The organism is Brevundimonas sp. (assembly GCF_052436175.1).
Lineage (GTDB): Bacteria > Pseudomonadota > Alphaproteobacteria > Caulobacterales > Caulobacteraceae > Brevundimonas.
The window spans coordinates 16646-34650 of record NZ_JBQVNM010000007.1 but is presented as its reverse complement, the minus strand read 5'-3'; the positions used below and the strand labels follow the sequence as shown (position 1 = coordinate 34650).

20 protein-coding genes and 1 tRNA gene are annotated in these 18005 nt (G+C 68.3%); 13 read left to right on the top strand and 8 right to left on the bottom strand.

The features are described 5' to 3' along the window. The first annotated feature begins 8 nt into the window (after positions 1-8). The 3 genes from ACT6QK_RS03155 (at position 9) to ACT6QK_RS03145 (ending at position 1975) form a co-directional block, all read left to right on the top strand. Positions 9-413, top strand: a complete 405-nt coding sequence (locus ACT6QK_RS03155) for an NUDIX hydrolase (protein ID WP_444596398.1) — start codon at positions 9-11, stop codon at positions 411-413. Positions 414-514: 101 nt separating this feature from the next. After that, a complete protein-coding gene (locus ACT6QK_RS03150; protein WP_444596354.1) occupies positions 515-1501 on the top strand; it encodes an SPFH domain-containing protein in 987 nt (328 codons plus the stop codon). Positions 1502-1516: 15 nt separating this feature from the next. After that, positions 1517-1975, top strand: coding sequence for an NfeD family protein (locus ACT6QK_RS03145; RefSeq protein WP_444596353.1), 459 nt, complete (start codon positions 1517-1519; stop codon positions 1973-1975). Here ACT6QK_RS03145 and rnhA read toward each other — a convergent pair. Next, the gene (rnhA, locus tag ACT6QK_RS03140) at positions 1972-2409 is read right to left on the bottom strand and encodes a ribonuclease HI (RefSeq protein WP_444596352.1); all 438 of its coding nucleotides are present in this window, start codon (positions 2407-2409) and stop codon (positions 1972-1974) included. The two genes, ACT6QK_RS03145 and rnhA, sit on opposite strands and share 4 nt — an antisense overlap. Before the next feature lie 103 nt (positions 2410-2512). On the opposite strand from rnhA, the gene ACT6QK_RS03135 reads away from it, so the two are divergent. The 5 genes from ACT6QK_RS03135 to tatC all read left to right on the top strand — a co-directional run bounded on the left by ACT6QK_RS03135 (position 2513) and on the right by tatC (position 4906). Next, complete coding sequence (locus ACT6QK_RS03135; RefSeq protein ID WP_444596351.1) at positions 2513-2731, top strand: hypothetical protein; 219 nt, start codon at positions 2513-2515, stop codon at positions 2729-2731. 1 nt (position 2732) lies between these two features. Continuing rightward, positions 2733-3122 carry a type II toxin-antitoxin system death-on-curing family toxin gene (locus ACT6QK_RS03130; RefSeq protein WP_444596350.1) on the top strand — a complete coding sequence of 130 codons (390 nt, stop codon included), beginning with the start codon at positions 2733-2735 and terminating at the stop codon, positions 3120-3122. A gap of 95 nt (positions 3123-3217) precedes the next feature. Beyond that, entirely contained in the window at positions 3218-3436 is a 219-nt protein-coding gene (locus ACT6QK_RS03125; protein WP_444596349.1) for a twin-arginine translocase TatA/TatE family subunit, read from the top strand. A gap of 40 nt (positions 3437-3476) precedes the next feature. Continuing rightward, positions 3477-4034 carry a Sec-independent protein translocase protein TatB gene (gene tatB, locus ACT6QK_RS03120; RefSeq protein WP_444596348.1) on the top strand — a complete coding sequence of 186 codons (558 nt, stop codon included), beginning with the start codon at positions 3477-3479 and terminating at the stop codon, positions 4032-4034. A 47-nt stretch (positions 4035-4081) separates the two neighbouring features. Further along, positions 4082-4906 (top strand): twin-arginine translocase subunit TatC, encoded by an 825-nt coding sequence (gene tatC / locus ACT6QK_RS03115; RefSeq protein ID WP_444596397.1) that lies wholly within the window; start codon positions 4082-4084, stop codon positions 4904-4906. An 18-nt stretch (positions 4907-4924) separates the two neighbouring features. Here tatC and ACT6QK_RS03110 read toward each other — a convergent pair whose 3' ends face one another. The 3 genes from ACT6QK_RS03110 to ACT6QK_RS03100 all read right to left on the bottom strand — a co-directional run bounded on the left by ACT6QK_RS03110 (position 4925) and on the right by ACT6QK_RS03100 (position 7311). Continuing rightward, complete coding sequence (locus ACT6QK_RS03110) at positions 4925-5323, bottom strand: host attachment family protein (RefSeq protein WP_444596347.1); 399 nt, start codon at positions 5321-5323, stop codon at positions 4925-4927. 160 nt (positions 5324-5483) lie between these two features. Further along, on the bottom strand, positions 5484-6893 hold the full coding sequence (gene glnA / locus ACT6QK_RS03105) for a type I glutamate--ammonia ligase (protein ID WP_444596346.1): 1410 nt from the start codon (positions 6891-6893) through the stop codon (positions 5484-5486). Between the two features lie 79 nt (positions 6894-6972). Next, a complete protein-coding gene (locus ACT6QK_RS03100) occupies positions 6973-7311 on the bottom strand; it encodes a P-II family nitrogen regulator (RefSeq protein WP_444596345.1) in 339 nt (112 codons plus the stop codon). Between the two features lie 121 nt (positions 7312-7432). Here ACT6QK_RS03100 and ACT6QK_RS03095 point away from each other — a divergent pair, with 121 nt between their 5' ends. After that, positions 7433-8272: an NAD(P)H-hydrate dehydratase gene (locus ACT6QK_RS03095; protein ID WP_444596344.1), complete on the top strand. Its 840-nt coding sequence runs from the start codon at positions 7433-7435 to the stop codon at positions 8270-8272. Positions 8273-8315: 43 nt separating this feature from the next. Continuing rightward, a tRNA-Leu gene (locus ACT6QK_RS03090) sits at positions 8316-8400 on the top strand. A 112-nt stretch (positions 8401-8512) separates the two neighbouring features. On the opposite strand, the gene ACT6QK_RS03085 is transcribed toward ACT6QK_RS03090, so the two are convergent. Further along, positions 8513-10087 carry an amino acid permease gene (locus ACT6QK_RS03085; protein WP_444596343.1) on the bottom strand — a complete coding sequence of 525 codons (1575 nt, stop codon included), beginning with the start codon at positions 10085-10087 and terminating at the stop codon, positions 8513-8515. A 205-nt stretch (positions 10088-10292) separates the two neighbouring features. Between ACT6QK_RS03085 and hrpB the strand changes: the two genes are divergently transcribed. Both hrpB and ACT6QK_RS03075 read left to right on the top strand, forming a co-directional pair. Beyond that, the gene (gene hrpB, locus ACT6QK_RS03080) at positions 10293-12755 is read left to right on the top strand and encodes an ATP-dependent helicase HrpB (protein WP_444596342.1); all 2463 of its coding nucleotides are present in this window, start codon (positions 10293-10295) and stop codon (positions 12753-12755) included. Between the two features lie 42 nt (positions 12756-12797). Further along, the gene (locus ACT6QK_RS03075) at positions 12798-14093 is read left to right on the top strand and encodes an MFS transporter (protein WP_444596341.1); all 1296 of its coding nucleotides are present in this window, start codon (positions 12798-12800) and stop codon (positions 14091-14093) included. On the opposite strand, the gene ACT6QK_RS03070 is transcribed toward ACT6QK_RS03075, so the two are convergent. Genes ACT6QK_RS03070 through ACT6QK_RS03060 form a run of 3 tightly spaced genes read right to left on the bottom strand, consistent with a single transcriptional unit; the run spans position 14090 to position 17203 of the window. Next, positions 14090-14887 carry a TrmH family RNA methyltransferase gene (locus ACT6QK_RS03070; protein ID WP_444596340.1) on the bottom strand — a complete coding sequence of 266 codons (798 nt, stop codon included), beginning with the start codon at positions 14885-14887 and terminating at the stop codon, positions 14090-14092. The two genes, ACT6QK_RS03075 and ACT6QK_RS03070, sit on opposite strands and share 4 nt — an antisense overlap. Further along, the gene (locus tag ACT6QK_RS03065; RefSeq protein WP_444596339.1) at positions 14884-15789 is read right to left on the bottom strand and encodes a class I SAM-dependent methyltransferase; all 906 of its coding nucleotides are present in this window, start codon (positions 15787-15789) and stop codon (positions 14884-14886) included. The genes ACT6QK_RS03070 and ACT6QK_RS03065 overlap by 4 nt, the downstream gene beginning before the upstream one ends. A 10-nt stretch (positions 15790-15799) precedes the next feature. Next, positions 15800-17203, bottom strand: a complete 1404-nt coding sequence (locus ACT6QK_RS03060) for a glycosyltransferase family 2 protein (protein WP_444596338.1) — start codon at positions 17201-17203, stop codon at positions 15800-15802. A gap of 130 nt (positions 17204-17333) precedes the next feature. On the opposite strand from ACT6QK_RS03060, the gene ACT6QK_RS03055 reads away from it, so the two are divergent. Further along, positions 17334-17993, top strand: a complete 660-nt coding sequence (locus tag ACT6QK_RS03055; protein ID WP_444596337.1) for a TetR/AcrR family transcriptional regulator — start codon at positions 17334-17336, stop codon at positions 17991-17993. The last annotated feature ends 12 nt before the right edge of the window (positions 17994-18005 follow it).

Sequence of the window (18005 nt, the reverse complement as noted above, 5' to 3'; positions counted from 1 at the left end):
TTTCGCCCATGAGTCCGCCCGTTCCCGCCGTCGGCGTGGTCTGTTTTCGCGGCGACGCGGTCCTGCTGATTCGACGGGGCCAGCCGCCCAGGCTCGGTGAATGGAGCCTGCCCGGCGGGCGGATCGAACCCGGGGAAGGCGTGCGCGAGGCGGCTCTGCGCGAACTGGCCGAGGAGACGGGCGTCGTCGCCGAACTGGTCGGGTTGATCGACGTGGTGGACGGGATCTTTCGCGACGCGGGGCGGCATTACGTGCTGATCGACTATGCGGCGCGGTGGACGGGCGGAGAGCCCGTGGCGGGGGATGATGCGGCCGAGGCGACGTTTCTGCCGTTCGAAGAGGCCCTGGCGAGGGTGGCGTGGGGGGAGACGCGGCGCATCCTGATCGCCGCCCGGGCCATGATCGCCGGATGATCTGACGCGATCGTCAGATACCGCAGGGTCGCGGGCGGCCGGTTTTCGTGGCGCGACCCGGGCGGGCGTCGTAAGCTGGGCGGCAAACGGGAGGTGAGTTCATGGTGTGGTTCGTCGGCGTCCTGATCGTATTCGCGATCATCCTGCTGTTCAGCGTGGTCAAGATCGTGCCGCAGGGCCGGGAGTTCACGGTCGAACGGTTCGGCAAGTACACCAAGACCCTGAAGCCCGGCATCAGCATCCTGACGCCGTTCGTCGAGCTCATCGGCCGGCGGATGTACATGTTGGAGCAGGTGCTGGATGTGCCCCAGCAGGAGGTCATCACCAAGGACAACGCCGTAGTGAAGGTGGACGGCATCGTCTTCATCCAGGTCATGGACGCCGCCGCCGCCGCCTATCGCGTCGACGACCTGACCTACGCCATCAGCCAGTTGTGCATGACCAACCTGCGGACCGTGGTCGGGTCGATGGAGCTGGACGAGGTGCTGTCTCAGCGCGACGCCATCAACACCCGGCTGCTGCACGTCATCGACGCGGCGACCGAGCCGTGGGGCGTCAAGGCCAACCGGATTGAGATCAAGGACCTGACACCGCCGTCGGACATCACCAACGCCATGGCGCGGCAGATGAAGGCCGAGCGCGAACGTCGCGCCGTGGTCACCGAGGCCGACGGCGAGAAACAGGCCGCCATCACCCGCGCGGAGGGCGCCAAACAGGCCGCCATCCTCGAATCCGAGGGCCGCAAGGAGGCCGCCTTCCGCGACGCCGAGGCCCGCGAACGCGAAGCCGAGGCCGAGGCCAAGGCCACCGCCATGGTGTCCGAGGCCATCGCCCGTGGCGACGTCAACGCCATCAACTACTTCGTCGCCCAGAAATACGTCGAGGCCTTCGCCGAACTGGCCCGCAGCCCGCAGCAGCGGACGGTCATCGTGCCGGCCGAGATGAGCGGCCTTGTCGGGACGCTGGCCGGGGTCGGGGAACTGGTCGGCCTGGCCAGAACCCAGCAGGCCGAACGGTCCGCGTCGCGTGCGCCGGCGCCGCCGTCACGCACCGCGCCGCGCGGCGGCGCGGTTCCGCCGACAAGCTGACCCGGGGAGGGGGCGATGCAGAACGTGCTTGATCTCTATGCGTCCCAGCCCTTCTGGTTCTGGCTGGCGCTGGGCGTGGCCTTGCTGGCCATAGAGGCGGCCCTGTCGACCGAATGGCTGTTGTGGCCGGCGGTGGCGGCGGGCGTTGTGGCGGTCCTGACGGCCGTGGGTCTGAGGTTCGGCTTCTGGGGCGAGGCGGGGATGTTCGCGGCCCTGACCATCGTCCTGACCCTGGCGTCGAACCGACTGGTGAAGCGGGTCAATCCGGACGGCGCCCCGGACATCAACGACCGCGACGCCCGGCTGATCGGCCAGCGTGCCCGGGTGGTCGAAGCCTTCGTCGATGGTCGTGGGCGGGTCTTCGTTTCCGGCGCGGAATGGGCGGCCGAGATCAGCGGCGAGGCGCCGCCCGTGGGCGAAAGCGTGATCGTCGAAAGCGCCGTCGGTCCGGCCCTGAAGGTGCGGGCCGTCTAGCCTTTCAGCTCGGCGACGCCGAGATTGGCCAGCTGGTCGGCGCGTTCGTTGAGTTCGTGCCCGGCGTGGCCCTTGACCCAATGCCACTTGACCTGGTGCCGGGCGCGGGCGACGTCGAGGCGTTTCCAAAGGTCGTCGTTCTTGACCGGCTTGCCCTCGGCCGTGCGCCAGTTGCGGGACTTCCAGCCGTGGATCCACTTGGTGATCCCGTCCATGACGTACTTGCTGTCGGTGTGCAGATCGACCTGACACGGGCGCTTCAGCGCCTCCAGCGCCATGATGGCGGCGGTCAGCTCCATGCGGTTGTTGGTCGTGTCCCGCTCGCCGCCGTGCATTTCCTTGGTCTTGCCGCCCGATTGCAGGATCGCCCCCCAGCCGCCGGGGCCCGGATTGCCCTTGCAGGCGCCGTCGGTGTGGATGATGACTTGGGTCAAGGTGGGCCGATACTGGTGAACGGGAAGAGGAAGAGCGCGCCGGAACCCGAGTGAGTTGGTGGCGACTCGGGGATGCGCTATCTTCCTATTCAGGAGAGCCGCCATGATCCATCTGAAGATCGAAGAAGTCGCCGGTAAGAAGGCCATTGTTCTGGACGACGCCGTGCTGGCCAAGCTGGGCGCGACGCTGGGCGACACGCTGACGGTCGATGAGGCCGCCGTGTCGGTGGGCGGGGCTGAAGGCGAGACGCAGCGCCAGCTCGAATTGGCGCGGTCGATCATGGCCGACTACCGCGAGACGCTGGACGCGCTGGCGCGCTGACATGGGTGAACCCACCTGGCTGGACGCCGAGGCGGTGAAGCTGGCGCATGACGAGGTCATCGCCCTGACGGGTGGCCCTCAGGGCGTTCGCGACGCGGGGCTTCTGCATTCGGCGCTGCAGCGGCCAATCAACAGCTTCCACTACGAGGGTCAGGAGGATGTAACGGTTCTGGGCGAGAACTATGCGGTCGCGATCGCCAAGAATCATCCGTTCGTGGACGGCAACAAGCGGGCGGCGTTCGTCGCCATGGCCGTCTTCCTGCTTCGGAATGGTCTGCGTCTGACGGCGTCGCAGTCGTCTGCAACCGAGGTCATGCTCGGGGTCGCGGCCAGCGAGGTCGACATCGAAGGTCTGACCGCCTGGATTCGCGGCAACACGACGAGGTCGTGATGACGCATTCGATTGCCGCAAGGCCACAGGGTCGCCTATATGGCGGTCGAAGATTTGGATCGGGCGGCGCCGCGCCGCCCATAGGAGAGTTCGCCGTGGGCAGCTTCAGCATCTGGCACTGGGCCATCGTGGCCGTGATCGTGGTCGTCCTGTTTGGCGGCCGGGGCAAGCTGTCCAACATCATGGGCGACGCCGCCAAAGGCATCCGCGCGTTCAAGGACGGGCTGAAGGACGAGGAGAAGAAGGACGGCCCGCATGACGGCGTATCCTCCCTGCCGCGCACCGACGCGGAAAAGGAAGAGCTGAAGCGCTAGTTCGCTTCCCTGAATCGCTTGAGGCGAAGGGTCTGAGACTATGGGTGGCCTGGGTCCCGGCATCGGGGGCGGCGAGTGGCTGGTGATCGGCATTGTGGCGCTTCTGGTCGTGGGACCGGAGCGTCTGCCCGGCCTGTTGCGCGAGCTCGGCAAATGGGTCGCCAAGGCGCGGGGCATGGCCAATGAATTCCGCGCCAGCTTCGACGACATGGCCCGCCAGTCCGAGCTGGACGACCTGCGCAAGGAGGTCGAGGCCCTGAGAAGCGGCAATCCGGTTCGCCTGGGCGCCGAGGCTGACGCGGCCTTCGCCGACATCAAGTCCGAGTTCGACCGGCCTCTGTTCGATCCGGCGCCCCAGACCGCCACGACGGCCGAAGCGGCGTCCGAGCCCGTCATGGTCCCGGCGCCGACCGAATGGCCGGTCGACACCGGCGCGGTCGTGGACACCTCGACCCCGGCGCCCGCCAAGCCCAGGGCCAAACGCACGACCGCCGCGAAGTCCGCCGCCAAGCCGGCCGCCAAGACCGCGACCAAGGCGGCACCGGCCAAGGCCGCCGCCAAGCCTCGGGCCAGCCGCAAGAAGGCGGTGGACCTGTGAGCGCCTATGATCCCGACGCGGAGATCGAGGCTTCCCGCGCGCCCCTGATGGACCACCTGATCGAGCTGCGGAAGCGGCTGATGATCTGTGTCGTGGCCTTCATCCTGGCCTTCATCGTCTGCTTCTATTTCGCCGGGCCGCTGTATGTGTTCCTGGTCAAGCCTTTCCAGACGGCGGCCGCATTCCACGCCGCGGCGAACGGAACCCATGTCAATCCGCTGCACCTGATCCAGGCGATGCTGGGACTGCAGCCCCTGCCCGGCGACGGCAAGGCGGTGCAGCTGATCTACACCGCGCCGCTGGAAATCCTGTTCGTGAAGATGAAGCTGGCGGGGTTGGGCGGCATCGTCCTGGCCTTCCCGGTGATCGCCTTCCAGCTGTACCGGTTCGTGGCGCCGGGTCTGTATCGCAATGAGCGCGGGGCCTTCCTGCCGTTCCTGATCGCCTCGCCCCTGCTGTTCCTGCTGGGCGCGACCCTGGTCTATGTCGTCATGCTGCCGTTCGTGATGCTGTTCTCGCTGGGGCAGAGCATCAACCAGGACGGGGTCGCCGCCAATCTGCTGGCGACGGTGTCGGACTATATGAACCTGGCGACCGCGCTGATTCTGGCCTTCGGCCTGTGTTTCCAGTTGCCGGTGGTCATGACCCTGCTGGGGCTCGCGGGGATCATTTCGTCCGAGCTGATGGCCAAGGGTCGGCGCTACGCCATCGTGGCCGTGGTCGCCATCGCCGCCGTGGTGACGCCGCCCGATCCCATCAGCCAGCTGATGCTCGCCATCCCCATGTGCCTGCTCTACGAGGTCTCGATCTGGTGCGTCCGCATCATCGAGATGCGCAAGAAGAAAGCCGATGCGGCCGAGGGCGTGATCTAGCCCCCGGCCTGGCCGTCATCAGGCCTTTTCGATCGCGGCGGCGATCTGATCGGTCGAGTGGCCGGTCAGATCCTTGGCCAGTTCGCCCACCAGCCGGCCTTCGGTCTCTTTGTGCCAAGCCTTGCGGAGCTGCCCCAGGGTCTTGGGCGCAGCGATGACGAACAGGTCTTCAACCTTGTTGGTCAGCACCCATTTGTTGAGCACGTCCGCCACGCCCATGGCGAATCCGTCCTCGGCCTGGGTGTCGTTGTCGGGGTTGGCCTCGCTGGAAATGCGGCCTGCGGCGCCCGAGGCGCGCTCGGCTATGTCGGGGGTCGGTTTCGCGCTCAGTTGGATGTCCTGCTGCCCCGTGTTCTCGAACAGGGCCAGCTTTTCACCGTCGACGACGGCGACGAGGGCGCCTTTGGGAAGTTTCATGTCGGTGCTCCGAATGTTGCGGGGGACCAGTCAACGAACGGGGCAGGGGGCGGTTGCGCGACGGGGGCGCGGAGCGACGATCCGACCCAGGTGCAGGCCACGAAAAAGGGCCGGACGATCGCGCGTCCGGCCCTTCGTGTTCAGCCTCTGATCGGAAGGATCAGCAGCTGTAGTACATGTCGAACTCGACCGGGTGCGGGTGGAGTTGGAGACGCATGACCTCTTCCATCTTCAGCTCGATGTAGCTGTCGATGAAGTCGTCATCCATGACGCCGCCCTTCTTGAGGAAGGCGCGGTCGGCGCTGAGACTGTCGAGGGCCTCCCTCAGGCTGCCGCAGACCTCGGGGATCGAGCCGCGCTCTTCGGGCGGCAGGTCGTAGAGGTTCTTGTCGGCCGGAGCGCCCGGATCGATGCGGTTCTCGATCCCGTCCAGACCGGCCATCAGCAGGGCCACGAAGGTCAAGTAGGGGTTGCCCATCGGGTCGGGGAAGCGGGCTTCCAGACGCTTGGCCTTGGGCGAGGAGACCCACGGAATACGGATCGAGGCCGAGCGGTTGCGGGCCGAATAGGCCAGTTTGACCGGGGCTTCGTAGCCGGGCACCAGACGCTTGTAGGAGTTGGTGGTGGAGTTGGCGAAGGCGTTGATGGCCTTGGCGTGCTTGATGATGCCGCCGATGTACCAGAGGCATTCCTGGGACAGGCCGGCGTATTTGTCGCCGGCGAACTGGGGCTTGCCGTCCTTCCAGATCGACATGTGGACGTGCATGCCCGAGCCGTTGTCGGCGAACATCGGCTTGGCCATGAAGGTGGCCGACTTGCCATAGGCGTGGGCCACGTTGTGGATCACGTACTTATAGAGCTGAAGCCGGTCGGCCATGGTCAGCAGGTCCGAAAACTTCAGACCCAGCTCGTGCTGGGCCGGAGCGACCTCGTGGTGATGTTTCTCGGGATCCAGGCCCAGATCCTTCATGACGCCCAGCATTTCGCCGCGCAGGTCCTGGCCCGAGTCGACCGGGTTGACGGGGAAGTAGCCGCCCTTGGGCCCCGGGCGGTGGCCCATGTTGCCCTCGGTGTATTCGGCGCCCGTATTGGCCGGCAGTTCGGTCGAGTCGTAGGCATAGCCGGTGTTGTGCGGCTGGGTCGTCCAGCGCACGTCATCGAAGATGAAGAATTCGGCTTCCGGGCCGAAGAAGACCGTGTCGCCGACGCCCGCCGACTGGACATAGGCCAGGGCCTTCTTGGCCATGGAGCGGCTGTCGCGGTTGTAGGGTTCGCCCGTGTCCGGGTTCATGACGTCGCAGAACAGGAAGAGGGTGGTCTGCTGATAGAAGGGGTCGATGTACCAACGGTTCAGGTCCGGCTTCAGCAGCATGTCGGATTCGTTGATCGCCTTCCAGCCGGCGATGGACGAGCCGTCGAACATCGTCCCTTCGTTCAGGAAGTCCTCGTCGACCAGGTCGATGTCGAAGGTGACGTGCTGAAGCTTGCCCCGGGTGTCGGTGAAGCGGACATCGACGTATTTGACGTCCTTGTCCTTGATCTCTTTCAAGATCTTGTCTGCGGTGCTCATTCTCGTTTTCCTTTTTTGTTTTTGGGGGAGGAGGAAACTACTGACGCGGCCGGCCCTGGCGGGTCCGGCCGTGAAGGGGCTACACCGCCTGGGCTCCGGTTTCTCCGGTGCGGATGCGGATGACGTCGTGGACGTCGGAGACGAAGATCTTGCCGTCGCCGATCTTGCCGGTGCGGGCGGCGGTCTGGATGGCCTCAACCACGGCCGGATAGAGGTCGTCGGACACGACCACCTCGATCTTGATCTTGGGCAGGAAGTCGATGACGTATTCGGCGCCGCGATAGAGTTCGGAATGCCCCTTCTGGCGGCCGTATCCCTTGGCCTCCAGAACCGTCATGCCCTGGACGCCGATGTCCTGGAGCGCTTCTTTGACGTCGTCCAGCTTGAACGGCTTGATGACGGCTTCGATCTTCTTCATGGGCGACCTCGAGACGCGGCGCGAATATGCACCGGACGCTCGGGAAGCAAAAGGACATCGCATTGCAGCATATGGCAAGGGCCGGGACGCATTTTCCTTTCCCTGAAACCGGGATTGAGCGGTGAGCCCTCACGACCGCGACAAATCTTCGCCCACGGACGAATGGCGGGCGCTTTTGCCCTGGCCGGGCCCGGACGCGCACAAGCACCAGAGGGGGCGTCTGGGGGTGGTGTCGGGCGGCGCCCTGAACACCGGGGCGGCGCGGCTGGCGGGGCGGGCGGGCCTGCGGATCGGGGCGGGCCTGGTGCGGCTGCTGTGCCCGCCTGATGCCGCGCCGATCGTGGCGGCGGCGGTCGAGGCGGTCATGGTCTCGGAGTTCGCCACACCCGAGGGACTGGCCCGGCTGGCCGAGCCGCTGGACGCGGTGGTGATCGGTCCCGCGGCGGGGTTGACCGAGGCGACGGTGCAGAACCTGCTCGCCCTGTCGCGGACGGGCGCGGCCCTGGTCGTGGATGCGGACGCCCTGACCCTGTTTCGCGGCCGGGCGGGACAGTTGTTCGACTGTCTGGACCGGGACGACGTCCTGACGCCGCACGAGGGGGAGTTCGAGCGGCTGTTCCCCGGACTATTGGCCCAGGGCCGTGAGGCGGCGGCCCGGAAGGCCGCTGCGACCGCCGGGGCTGTCGTCGTGTTGAAGGGCCGGGAGACGGTCATCGCCGCGCCGGACGGGCGGCTGGGCGTCAACGACAACGGCGTCCCTTGGCTGGCCACGGCAGGGTCGGGCGACGTACTGGCGGGGATGATCGGCGGTTTGATCGCCCAGAGGATGGACAGTTTCGAGGCGGCTCGGGCGGCGGTCTGGATGCATGCCGACGCCGCCGGTCGCTTCGGGCCGGGATTGATCGCGGAAGACCTGCCGGATTTGATCCCGTCGGTGCTGGGAGACCTATGGCCCGGCTAGACGCGGCGGGCGGCGCGGTCTAGACGCTGCCGCCTACCGAAATGCGGATGTGGCGGAACTGGTAGACGCACCAGATTTAGGTTCTGGCATCGAGAGATGTGGAGGTTCGAGTCCTCTCATCCGCACCATCCTTTTAGAGCGCTAACGCTCGCCGCGCGGCGGCTCGCTGCTTGAGCTTGGCCTTGTGCAAACAAAAAGGCCCGGGATCGCTCCCGGGCCTTTCGTCTGTTCGGTGGCCGATCAGGAGATCGGGGGCACCGGCGGCGGCGGGGCGTCGGAGTCCGTTTCGTGGACCTCGACCAGGCCGCGGCCGACATGGCTCTTGCGATAGCCGTAGGCGAAGTAGATCAGCAGGCCGATGCCGCCCCAGATCGGGAGGACCAGCTTGGCGTCGTGCGGCAGGTTCCAGAACAGGGCCAGGCAGCCGACGGCCGACAGGGGGGCGATGATCCAGACCAGCGGCGTCTTGAACGGACGATGGCGGTTCGGATCCTTCACCCGCAGCATCAGCACGGCGATCGACACCATGAAGAAGGCGAACAGGGTGCCGGAGTTCGAGATATCGGCCAGCTGACCGACCGGGAACAGGGCGCCCGCGATCGCGACCGCGATGCCGGTGGCCAGGGTGACGATGTAGGGCGTCTTCCACTTGGGGTGGATCTTGGTCAGACCCTCCGGCAGCAGGCCGTCGCGCGCCATGACGAAGAAGATGCGGGTCTGGCCGTAGATCATCATCAGGATGACCGAAGGCAGGGCCAGCATGGCCGCGAGGCCCAAGCCGTTGCCGACGACGGGCCAGTTGATCTCACGCAGGACGTGAGCGAGCGCCTCGTTGGAGCAGACCAGACGGTTGGCGTTTTCAGCCAGCGAACAGGCCGCCACGAAGGCGGGCGAGCCGGGCTGGACGGCTTCGCCGGCCGGGCCGACGACGGGTTGGGCACCGATCGCGCCGACGGCGCCGATGGCCACGAGCAGATAGAAGAGGGTGCAGATGCCCAGCGAACCGATCAGGCCGATGGGCACGTTGCGTTGCGGGTTCTTGGTCTCTTCAGCGGCCGTCGAAACGGCGTCGAAGCCGACATAGGCGAAGAAGATCGAGGCGGCGGCGCCGACGATGCCCATGCCCGAGGACGAGCCGAACAGGCCGTTCGGCGCGAAGGGGGTGAAGTTCTCCATCTTGATGACCGGCAGGGTCAGGACGATGAAGATGGTCAGGGCCGCGACCTTGATCGCCACCAGGATGGCGTTGACGCGGGCCGATTCCGTGGTGCCGATCATCAGCAGGCAGGTCACGCCCAGAGCCACGATGATGGCGGGCACGTTGATGACGCCGGCCGAGAAGTCGGGGCTGGGGATGAAGCCGTTCATGCTCCAGGCGGGCCCGGCCTGTAAGGCGTTTGGCCAGTCGAACCCTAGCGCATTCTCGATCAGGCCCAGCACATAGCCCGACCAGCCGACCGACACGGCCGAGGCCGCGACGGCGTACTCGAGGATCAGGGCCCAGCCGACCATCCAGGCCAGAAGCTCGCCCATGACGGCGTAGGTGTAGGTGTAGGCCGAGCCCGAGACCGGGGCCATGGCGGCCAGTTCGGAATAGCAGAGCGCGGCCACGGCGCAGACGGCGCCGGCGATGACGAAGCTCCACATCATGCCCGGTCCGGCCTTCTGAGAGGCCGCCGCGGTCAGGACGAAGATGCCGGTGCCGATGATGGCTCCGATGCCGAGCAATGTAAGCTGAACCGGACCGAGCGACCGATGGAGAGACTTCCTCTCGGCCGTGGCCAGAATCGCGTCTAGCGATTTAACGCGCCACATGAATAATACCCCTCGATGTGTTTTTCCCGGCCCCCCGCCCTGATGGCGCGCCGGTTTGGGCGGACGCTAACCACGGAAATCGGCGGACGCAACGCGGTATCAGCGGGATGACCGTCCGACGACGCTTTCGTGAAGCGGCCGCATGCCGCTAAAGCCTTGGCAAATTCGATGCGGGCTACCGCGCTTCGCGCTACTTGAGCCCCCGATGCTTCCCATCCATGCCGTTCTCGATGAGCTGACAGCCGCCATGGCGGCGCATCCGGCCGTGGTGCTGGCCGCGCCGCCGGGGGCGGGCAAGACCACGGTCGTGCCGCTGGCCCTGCTGGACCAGCCCTGGCGGGGCGACGGTCGGGTGCTGGTGCTGGAGCCGCGACGGATCGCCGCGCGGGCGGCGGCGGACCGGATGGCCTCGACCCTCGGGCAGACGGCGGGCGGAACCGTGGGCTATCGCACCCGGCTGCAGAGCCGGATCGGACCGACGACCCGGATCGAGGTGGTCACCGAGGGCGTCTTCACCCGGATGATTCTCGATGATCCCGGGCTGGAGGGGGTGGCGGCCGTCCTGTTCGACGAATTCCACGAGCGCAGTCTGGACGCCGATCTGGGGCTGGCCCTGGCGCGGGACAGCCAGTCGTTGCTGAGGCCGGACCTGAAGCTGCTGGTGATGTCCGCGACGCTGGACATCGCCGGGGTCTCGCGCCTGCTGGCCGATGAGGTCGGGCAGGGCGCTCCGGTCGTGCAGGCCGAGGGACGGGCGTTTCCGGTGACGCCGCTTTATCTGGGGCGGAACCCCGCCGAACGGCTGGAGGTCGCTGTTGCGCGAGCGGTGCGGCAGGCGTTGACGGATGAGACCGGGTCGATCCTCGCCTTCCTGCCGGGGCAGGGGGAGATTCACCGCACGGCGCGGCTGTTGGCCGAACAGGTGCGCGATCCGGCCGTGGACGTGGTCGGCCTTTACGGGGCGCTGGACAAGGCCGAGCAGGACCGGGCCATCGAACCCGCCGCGCCGGGGCGCCGCAAGGTGGTGTTGGCCACCCCGGTCGCCGAGACCAGCCTGACCATCCAGGGCGTGCGGGTGGTGGTCGACAGCGGTTTGTCGCGCGTGCCCCGGTTCGATCCGGCGGGCGGGCTGACCCGGCTGGCGACCGTGCGGGTCAGCAAGTCTTCGGCCGAGCAGAGGATGGGGCGGGCGGGCCGGACGGAGCCCGGGGTCTGCTACCGGCTGTGGGACGAGGAACAGACGCGCGGTCTGGTTCCGCATCAGAACCCGGAGATCCGCGAGGCCGATCTGACCGGGTTCGCGCTGGATCTGGCGCGATGGGGGGCGAAGTCGGCCGAGGGGCTGGCCCTGCTGGACCCGCCGCCTGCGGGCGCGTTTGCAGAGGCGCGCAATGTGCTGACCCGGCTGGGCGCGCTGGACGAGCAGGGGGCGTTGACGGCGCACGGAAGGCGGCTGACCCGGATTCCGCTGTCGCCGCGTCTGGCCCATCTGGTCGCGACGGCCGCCGATGACGGACAGGCGGCGCTCGGAGCGCGGATCGCCGCCATTCTATCCGAACCGGGGCTGGGCGGAAACGACGTCGATCTGCGGGAAAGATTGAAGGGGCTGGATCGCGACCGGTCGCCCCGGGCGCGGGACGCCGTGAAACTGGCGGAGCGTTGGGCCAGAGCGGCGGGAGGGGCCGCGGGCGGCACGGCCGATGCGGGGACGGCCTCGGACCATGAGCCGGGGCGGCTGATCGCCGCCGCCTTCCCCGAGCGGATCGGCAAGGCGCGGGGCAAGGGGGGCGAGGTGCTGCTGGCTTCCGGACGCGGGGCCTTCGTCGATCCCACGGATCTGCTGGCGCGGGAGCCCTTTCTGGCGGTGGCCGAGGTGGGGGGCGGAGATGCGCGCGACCGCATCCGGCTGGCGGCGCCGGTCGATCCGGCCGATCTGGAGGCCTTGGTCGAGGACGAGGAGCGGGTGGTGCGCGAGCCCTCGGGACGGATGACCGTCCACCGCATCCGCCGCATCGGCGCCGTGGTGCTGGAGGACCGGCTGATCGGCCCGGCCGATCCCAAACGGCTGGCGGAGGCTTTGCGTGGCGAGGTCGAGCGCGACGGGATCGGCGCGATCAAATGGGGTGAGCGGGCCTCGGCCCTGCGGGCGCGGCTGGCGTTTCTGGCGAGGCTCGAGGACGGCTGGCCGGATGTGTCGGACGCGGGCCTGACCGAAACGGCGGAGACCTGGCTGTGGCCTCTGCTGGACCGGGTCCAGTCGCTGGGCGCCGTGCCGGACGCGGCGCTGGAGGAGGGACTGCGCCGCCTGATCCCGTGGGACCGGCATCAGGCGCTGGACCAGCAGGCGCCGGCCCGCCTGGCCACGCCTCTGGGATCGGCGGCCATCGACTATTCGGCCGAGGGCGGGCCGCGCGTGGACATCCGGGTGCAGGAACTGTTCGGGGTCACGACCCATCCGACCGTCGGCGGGGGCAGCACGCCACTGACCCTGGCCCTGCTGTCGCCGGCGCGGTGGCCGATCCAGATGACGAAGGATCTGCCGGGATTCTGGCGCGGGTCGTGGAAGGAGGTGCGCTCCGAGATGCGCGGCCGCTACCCCCGCCACCCCTGGCCCGAGAACCCCGCCGAGGCCCCGCCGACGAACCGGGTCAAGCCGAGGGGGACGTGACCGCTTGACGCCGCCCCTGTCCCCGCCCATCCAAGCGGGACCATGACAGACGCCGCCGCTGAACCGACGAAGACCTCCAACGCCCGGGTGCTGTTCGCCAGCCTGATCGGGACGACGATCGAGTTCTTCGACTTCTATATCTACGCCACGGCGGCGGTGCTGGTGTTTCCAAAGCTGTTCTTCCCCGGCACGGACCCGGCGGCGGCGCAGCTGAGTTCGTTCGTGACCTTCGCCATCGCCTTCTTCGCGCGGCCGGTCGGGGCGGTGGTGTTCGGACATTTCGGCGACAGGGTGGGGCGCAAGGCGACCCTGGTGGCGGCCCTGATGACCATGGGGCTGTCGACCATCGCCATCGGCCTGTTGCCGACCCATGCCCAGGCGGGGGTGATCGCGCCGCTTCTGTTGGCCCTGTGCCGGTTCGGTCAGGGCTTCGGCCTGGGCGGGGAGTGGGGCGGGGCGGTGCTGCTGGCGACCGAGAATGCGCCGCCGGGACGCAAGGCCTGGTTCGGCATGTTCCCGCAGCTTGGGGCGCCGATCGGCTTCATCCTGTCGACCGGGTCGTTCATCCTGCTGACCAGTTTCATGGCCGAGGCGGACTTCCTGGCCTGGGGCTGGCGGATCCCGTTCGTGGCCAGCGCCGTGCTGGTCTTCGTCGGCCTGTGGGTGCGGCTGAAGATCCACGAGACGCCCGAGTTCAAAAAGGTCATCGCCAAGGCCGAGCGGGTGCGGGCGCCGGTCGTGACCCTGTTCGCCCGCTACAAGGGGGCGCTGGTGCTGGGGGCCGTGGGCGGGATGACGACCTTCGTCATCTTCTATCTGCTGACGGTCTGGGGCCTGTCGTGGGCGACGACGGAGCTGGGGCTGGCGCGCGCCGACATCCTGCCGATCCAGCTGGTGGGGGTGCTGTTCTTCGCGGCCTTCATCCCGATCGCGGCCCTGGCGGCCGACCGCTACGGCCAGCTTCGGGTGCTGATGCTGGCTTCGATCGGGATCGGCCTGTTCGGCTTCGCCATCGGGCCCTTGTTCGGCCTGGGGCTGAGCGGGCTTCTGGTCTTCTTCGCGGTGGGCTTCGCCCTGATGGGCTGCACCTACGGCCCGCTGAGCGCGGCCATGGCCCGGCCCTTCCCGGCGGCGGTGCGCTACACCGGGGCGTCGATGGCGTTCAATGTCGCGGGCATTCTGGGCGCGTCGCTGGCGCCCTATGTGGCGACCAGGCTGGGCAAGACCTATGGGCTGGGCGCCGTCGGCTTCTATTTGACCGGAGCGGCGCTGCTGACGACCCTGGCGCTCTGGGCCATGACGCGGCTGAGGAACGAGGAGGGCGAGGGGGCGGCCTAAAGCCCGTCCGTCGCCGCATAGACCATGATCCCCGTCGCGATGGCCAGGTTCAGGCTGTCGGCGCGGCCGCGCATGGGGATCTTGACGTTGACGTCGCAGGCGGCGGCCAGTGCGTCGGTCAGGCCGGCCTGTTCATTGCCCATCAGGATCAGGGAGGGCCGCTGGAGAACGGCCGCGCGATAGTCGGTCGTGGCGTCCAGCCGGGTACCGACGACGCTGCCGGGCCAGGTCTGACGCCAGGCGCGGAATTCGGCGACCGAGGTGCGCACGATCTTCACGGCGAAGACCGAGCCCATGGTGGCGCGCACCGCCTCGACCGAGAACGGGTCGACGCAGTCGCCGATCAGGATGACGCCCCCGCACCCGGCCGCGTCGGCGGTGCGGATGATGGTGCCGAGGTTGCCGGGATCCCGCACCTGTTCCAGCGCCACCCAGCAGGGGGCGGACTGCGGCGTCAGGCTTTCCAGCGGCGTGTACTGCTGCTCGAACACGGCCAGGACCGTCTGGGGGTTCTCGCGCCGGCTGATCTTTTCGAGGATGGGGTGGGTGACGACGATGATCTCGCCGCCGGCCGCCAGGGTCTCGGCTTTCGCGCGGTCCAGCAGGGCGTGGGGGCGGGCCTCCATACCGACCAGCAGGGTCTTCGGCGTGCGGCCCTGATCGAGGGCCTCGCCGATGAATTTGAGCCCCTCGGCCAGGAACAGACCGGTGGTCTCGCGCTCCTTGCGCATGTGCAGGGCGCGGACGGCCTTGACCGTTTCATTGGTCAGGGAGGTGATTTCGCGGAAGCTCATGTCGCCGACCACCGGGCGAAGAAGCTGAGGCCGATGGCGCGGGCGGCGACGCCGTCCCTGTCGGCGTCCTCGGACAGGGCCAGTTCGCCCCAGTCGATGCGGCCGCCGCGTTCGTGCGTCGCCTCGGCCATCAGGTGGGCGAGCGAAATGCCGGAAATACGCGCAGCATAGGCGTTGAGCAGGAGGAAGGAGGCGTCGTCGTCCAGCAGGGCGGCACAGTCCCTGAGCAGGCCCGGCAGGTCCTCGAACAGGCGCCAGACCTCGCCCGTCGGGCCGCGACCGTATTTTGGCGGGTCGAGGATGATGCCCTGGTACTTCGAGCCGCGCCGGACTTCGCGGGCGACGTATTTGCGGGCGTCCTCGACGATCCAGCGGATCGGCCGGTCGGCCAGGCCGGACTGTTCGGCGTTCTCGCGGGCGTAGGCGACGGACTTCTTGGAGGCGTCGACATGGGTGACGTCCGCGCCGGCGGCCGAAGCGGCGAGGCTGGCGACGCCGGTATAGCCGAACAGGTTCAGGACCTTGGGGCGTTGGAGCGTGCGAATGCGCTGATCGAGCCATTCCCAGTTGGCCGCCTGCTCCGGGAAGAAGGCCAGGTGGCGGAAGGGGGTGAAGCGGCCGGTGAACTTCACCTCGCGCCAGGACAGGGGGAAGGTCTCGACCGGACGGCCGGAGAAGCGCCAGCGGCCGTCGTCTTCCTCGTCCTGCGGGTCGAAGACGGCGTCGGCGCGGTCGAAGGCGGCCGGATCGCGCGGCGCCCACCAGCACTGGGGCTCGGGCCGGACGACGGTGAAGCGGCCGTAGCGCTCCAGCTTCCGCCCATGACCGGAATCCAGCAGGGCGTAGTCCGACCAGCCTTTGGTCAGCAGGGTTTCGGGCGTGGGAGGGAGTACGGGGGCCATCGGCCGCTGCTTAAAGCGATACGCTCTCGATGCGAAGTCCGTTGTCGTTCGAGGCGGGCTCCACCGGCGTCAGGTCCACCGTGTCGGGCCGGTGGGCGGTCTTGTCCCAGGTGAAGGGCTCGGTCACCAGGCGATGGGCGGCATGGAGGAAGGCCAGGCTGAGCAGGGCCCAGGCGCCGGGGGCCAGGAGCATATCGACCGGACCATACGGCACGCCCGCGCGACGGGCGCCGATGAGGCCGTTGATCCAGGCCGAGATCACCCCGAAGGCGAGGACGCCCAAAGCCATGAAGGAGGTCTGGGGCGGCAGGCCCGCAACCAGGGCGACCAGAACGACAGCGGCGACGCCTGTGATGGCGGCGGCGTGGCTGGCGGCGGCGGTGAGCGCGCCGCCGATGGACAGGCTGAGGGCCAGGGCACCGCGCAGGCCGAGGCTCCAGAGGTCGCGCGTGTGGACGCCCCAGGTCTGCATGAAGCCCTTGAGCCAGCGCGTGCGTTGGGGGAGCCAGTCATAGAGGCGCTCTGGCGCGGCCTCCCAGGTCGGGCGGCCGATGATGTGGAGCTTCCAGCCGGCGCGCCAGAGCGAGAAGCCGAGATCGGCGTCCTCGGTGACGTTCCAGGCGTCCCAGCCGCCCACCTCACGCAGGGCCTCGGCGCGGAAGTGATTGCTGGTGCCTCCCAAGGGGAAGGGCAGGCCGAGCTGGGCCATGGCGGGGAGGGTCACCTCGAAAAGGGCGGCGTATTCGACGGCGAACTGGCGGGCCAGGAACCGCTCGCTGAAGCGGGTTCCCTGTGGCGGGCGAATGCGCAGCGGGGCCTGAAGACAGCCCAGGCGGCCGCTGCGGTCGGCGGCGAAACGGGCGGCGGCTTCGCGCAGCTGTTGCGGATGGGGCTGGTCCTCGGCGTCGTAGATGGTGACCAGGTCACCCGTGGCGCGGGCCAGGCCGTAGTTCAGGGCGCGGGGCTTGGTGCGCGGGGCGCCGTCGGAGACGATGACCACCTCCAGCCAGTCGGGACGGTCGGCGTTCAGGGCGGCGGTGATGGTCGAGGCGTCGTGCGCCTCCAGCAGAAGCAGGCCCTGCAGGCGGTCGGGCGGGTAGTCGATGGCGGCGAGGCGGCGGACCAGCTGGGGGATGACGACCGCCTCGTCATGCAGGGCCGCCAGCACGGTGTAGCGCGGCCAGACCGGGGGCGGCGGCGCCGCAGGCGGGCGGCGACGGCTGGCTACGGTCAGAAGGATGCGCCAGCCCCCCATGGCTATGAAGCCCAGCTGCACGCCCACGATCAGGACGAGACCCGTCCTACGGGGCTCAAGCACGACGCCCCAGGCGATCAGGGCCGCGAGCCCGGCCCAGAACAGCCACTGGCCGAGGCTGAGTCCGCGCTGCGACGCCCAGTGGCGTCGGCGCGCCATCGCGCCATGCAAATGTCGATTTCCGGCCCCCACCATCCCCTAGCGGTAACCTCGTCAAGCCAACGCCGCAAGCCGTTGGCGCGGCGGGCCCAAAGGTCCTATTGAGGGCTGACGTTGCAGGAGCGCCATCGTGTCCGTCGTGTCTTCCACTCGCCCGTCCGCCGCCGCCGAGGCCGCCCGTTCTGGGCGAAAGCCCAAGGGCGAGGGGCATTCGCGTCGCGCCGAAATGCTGGCGGCGGCAGAGCGGATCTTCGTCGAGCACGGCTATGAAGGCGCCACGATCCGCAAGATCGCCGACGAGGTCGGCCTGTCCTCGACGGCCCTCTACATGCATTTCGCCGACAAGGGCGAGATACTGCATGAGATCTGTCGCGAGACGTTCGAGCGGCTGATCGCCGGAAACCGGCGCGTCATGGACGAGGCGGGCGCTGCGGACGAACGGCTCGAACGCATCCTTCAGGCCTATATCGATTTCGGGTTTGAGAACCCCAACGCCTATCGTCTGGTCTATCTGACCCGGCCCGTCGAAGCACGCGACGGTGCCCAGAGCGCGGCGCAGCAACTGGGCGGCGAGCTTTTCGCCTCCTTTCAGGCCGTGATCGACCAGATCGGCGCGGAGGGACGGCTGATCAACGGCGACGCCCGGCTGACGGCCCAGCTCTTCTGGTCCGGCATCCATGGGGTGGTGTCCCTGGTCATCACCAAGCCCTACTTCGACTGGGCGGCGCGCGATCTTCTGGCTCGGGGCATGAGCGACGCCCTGATCCGGGGGCTGGTGCGACCGGCCTGAGGCGTCCCGCGC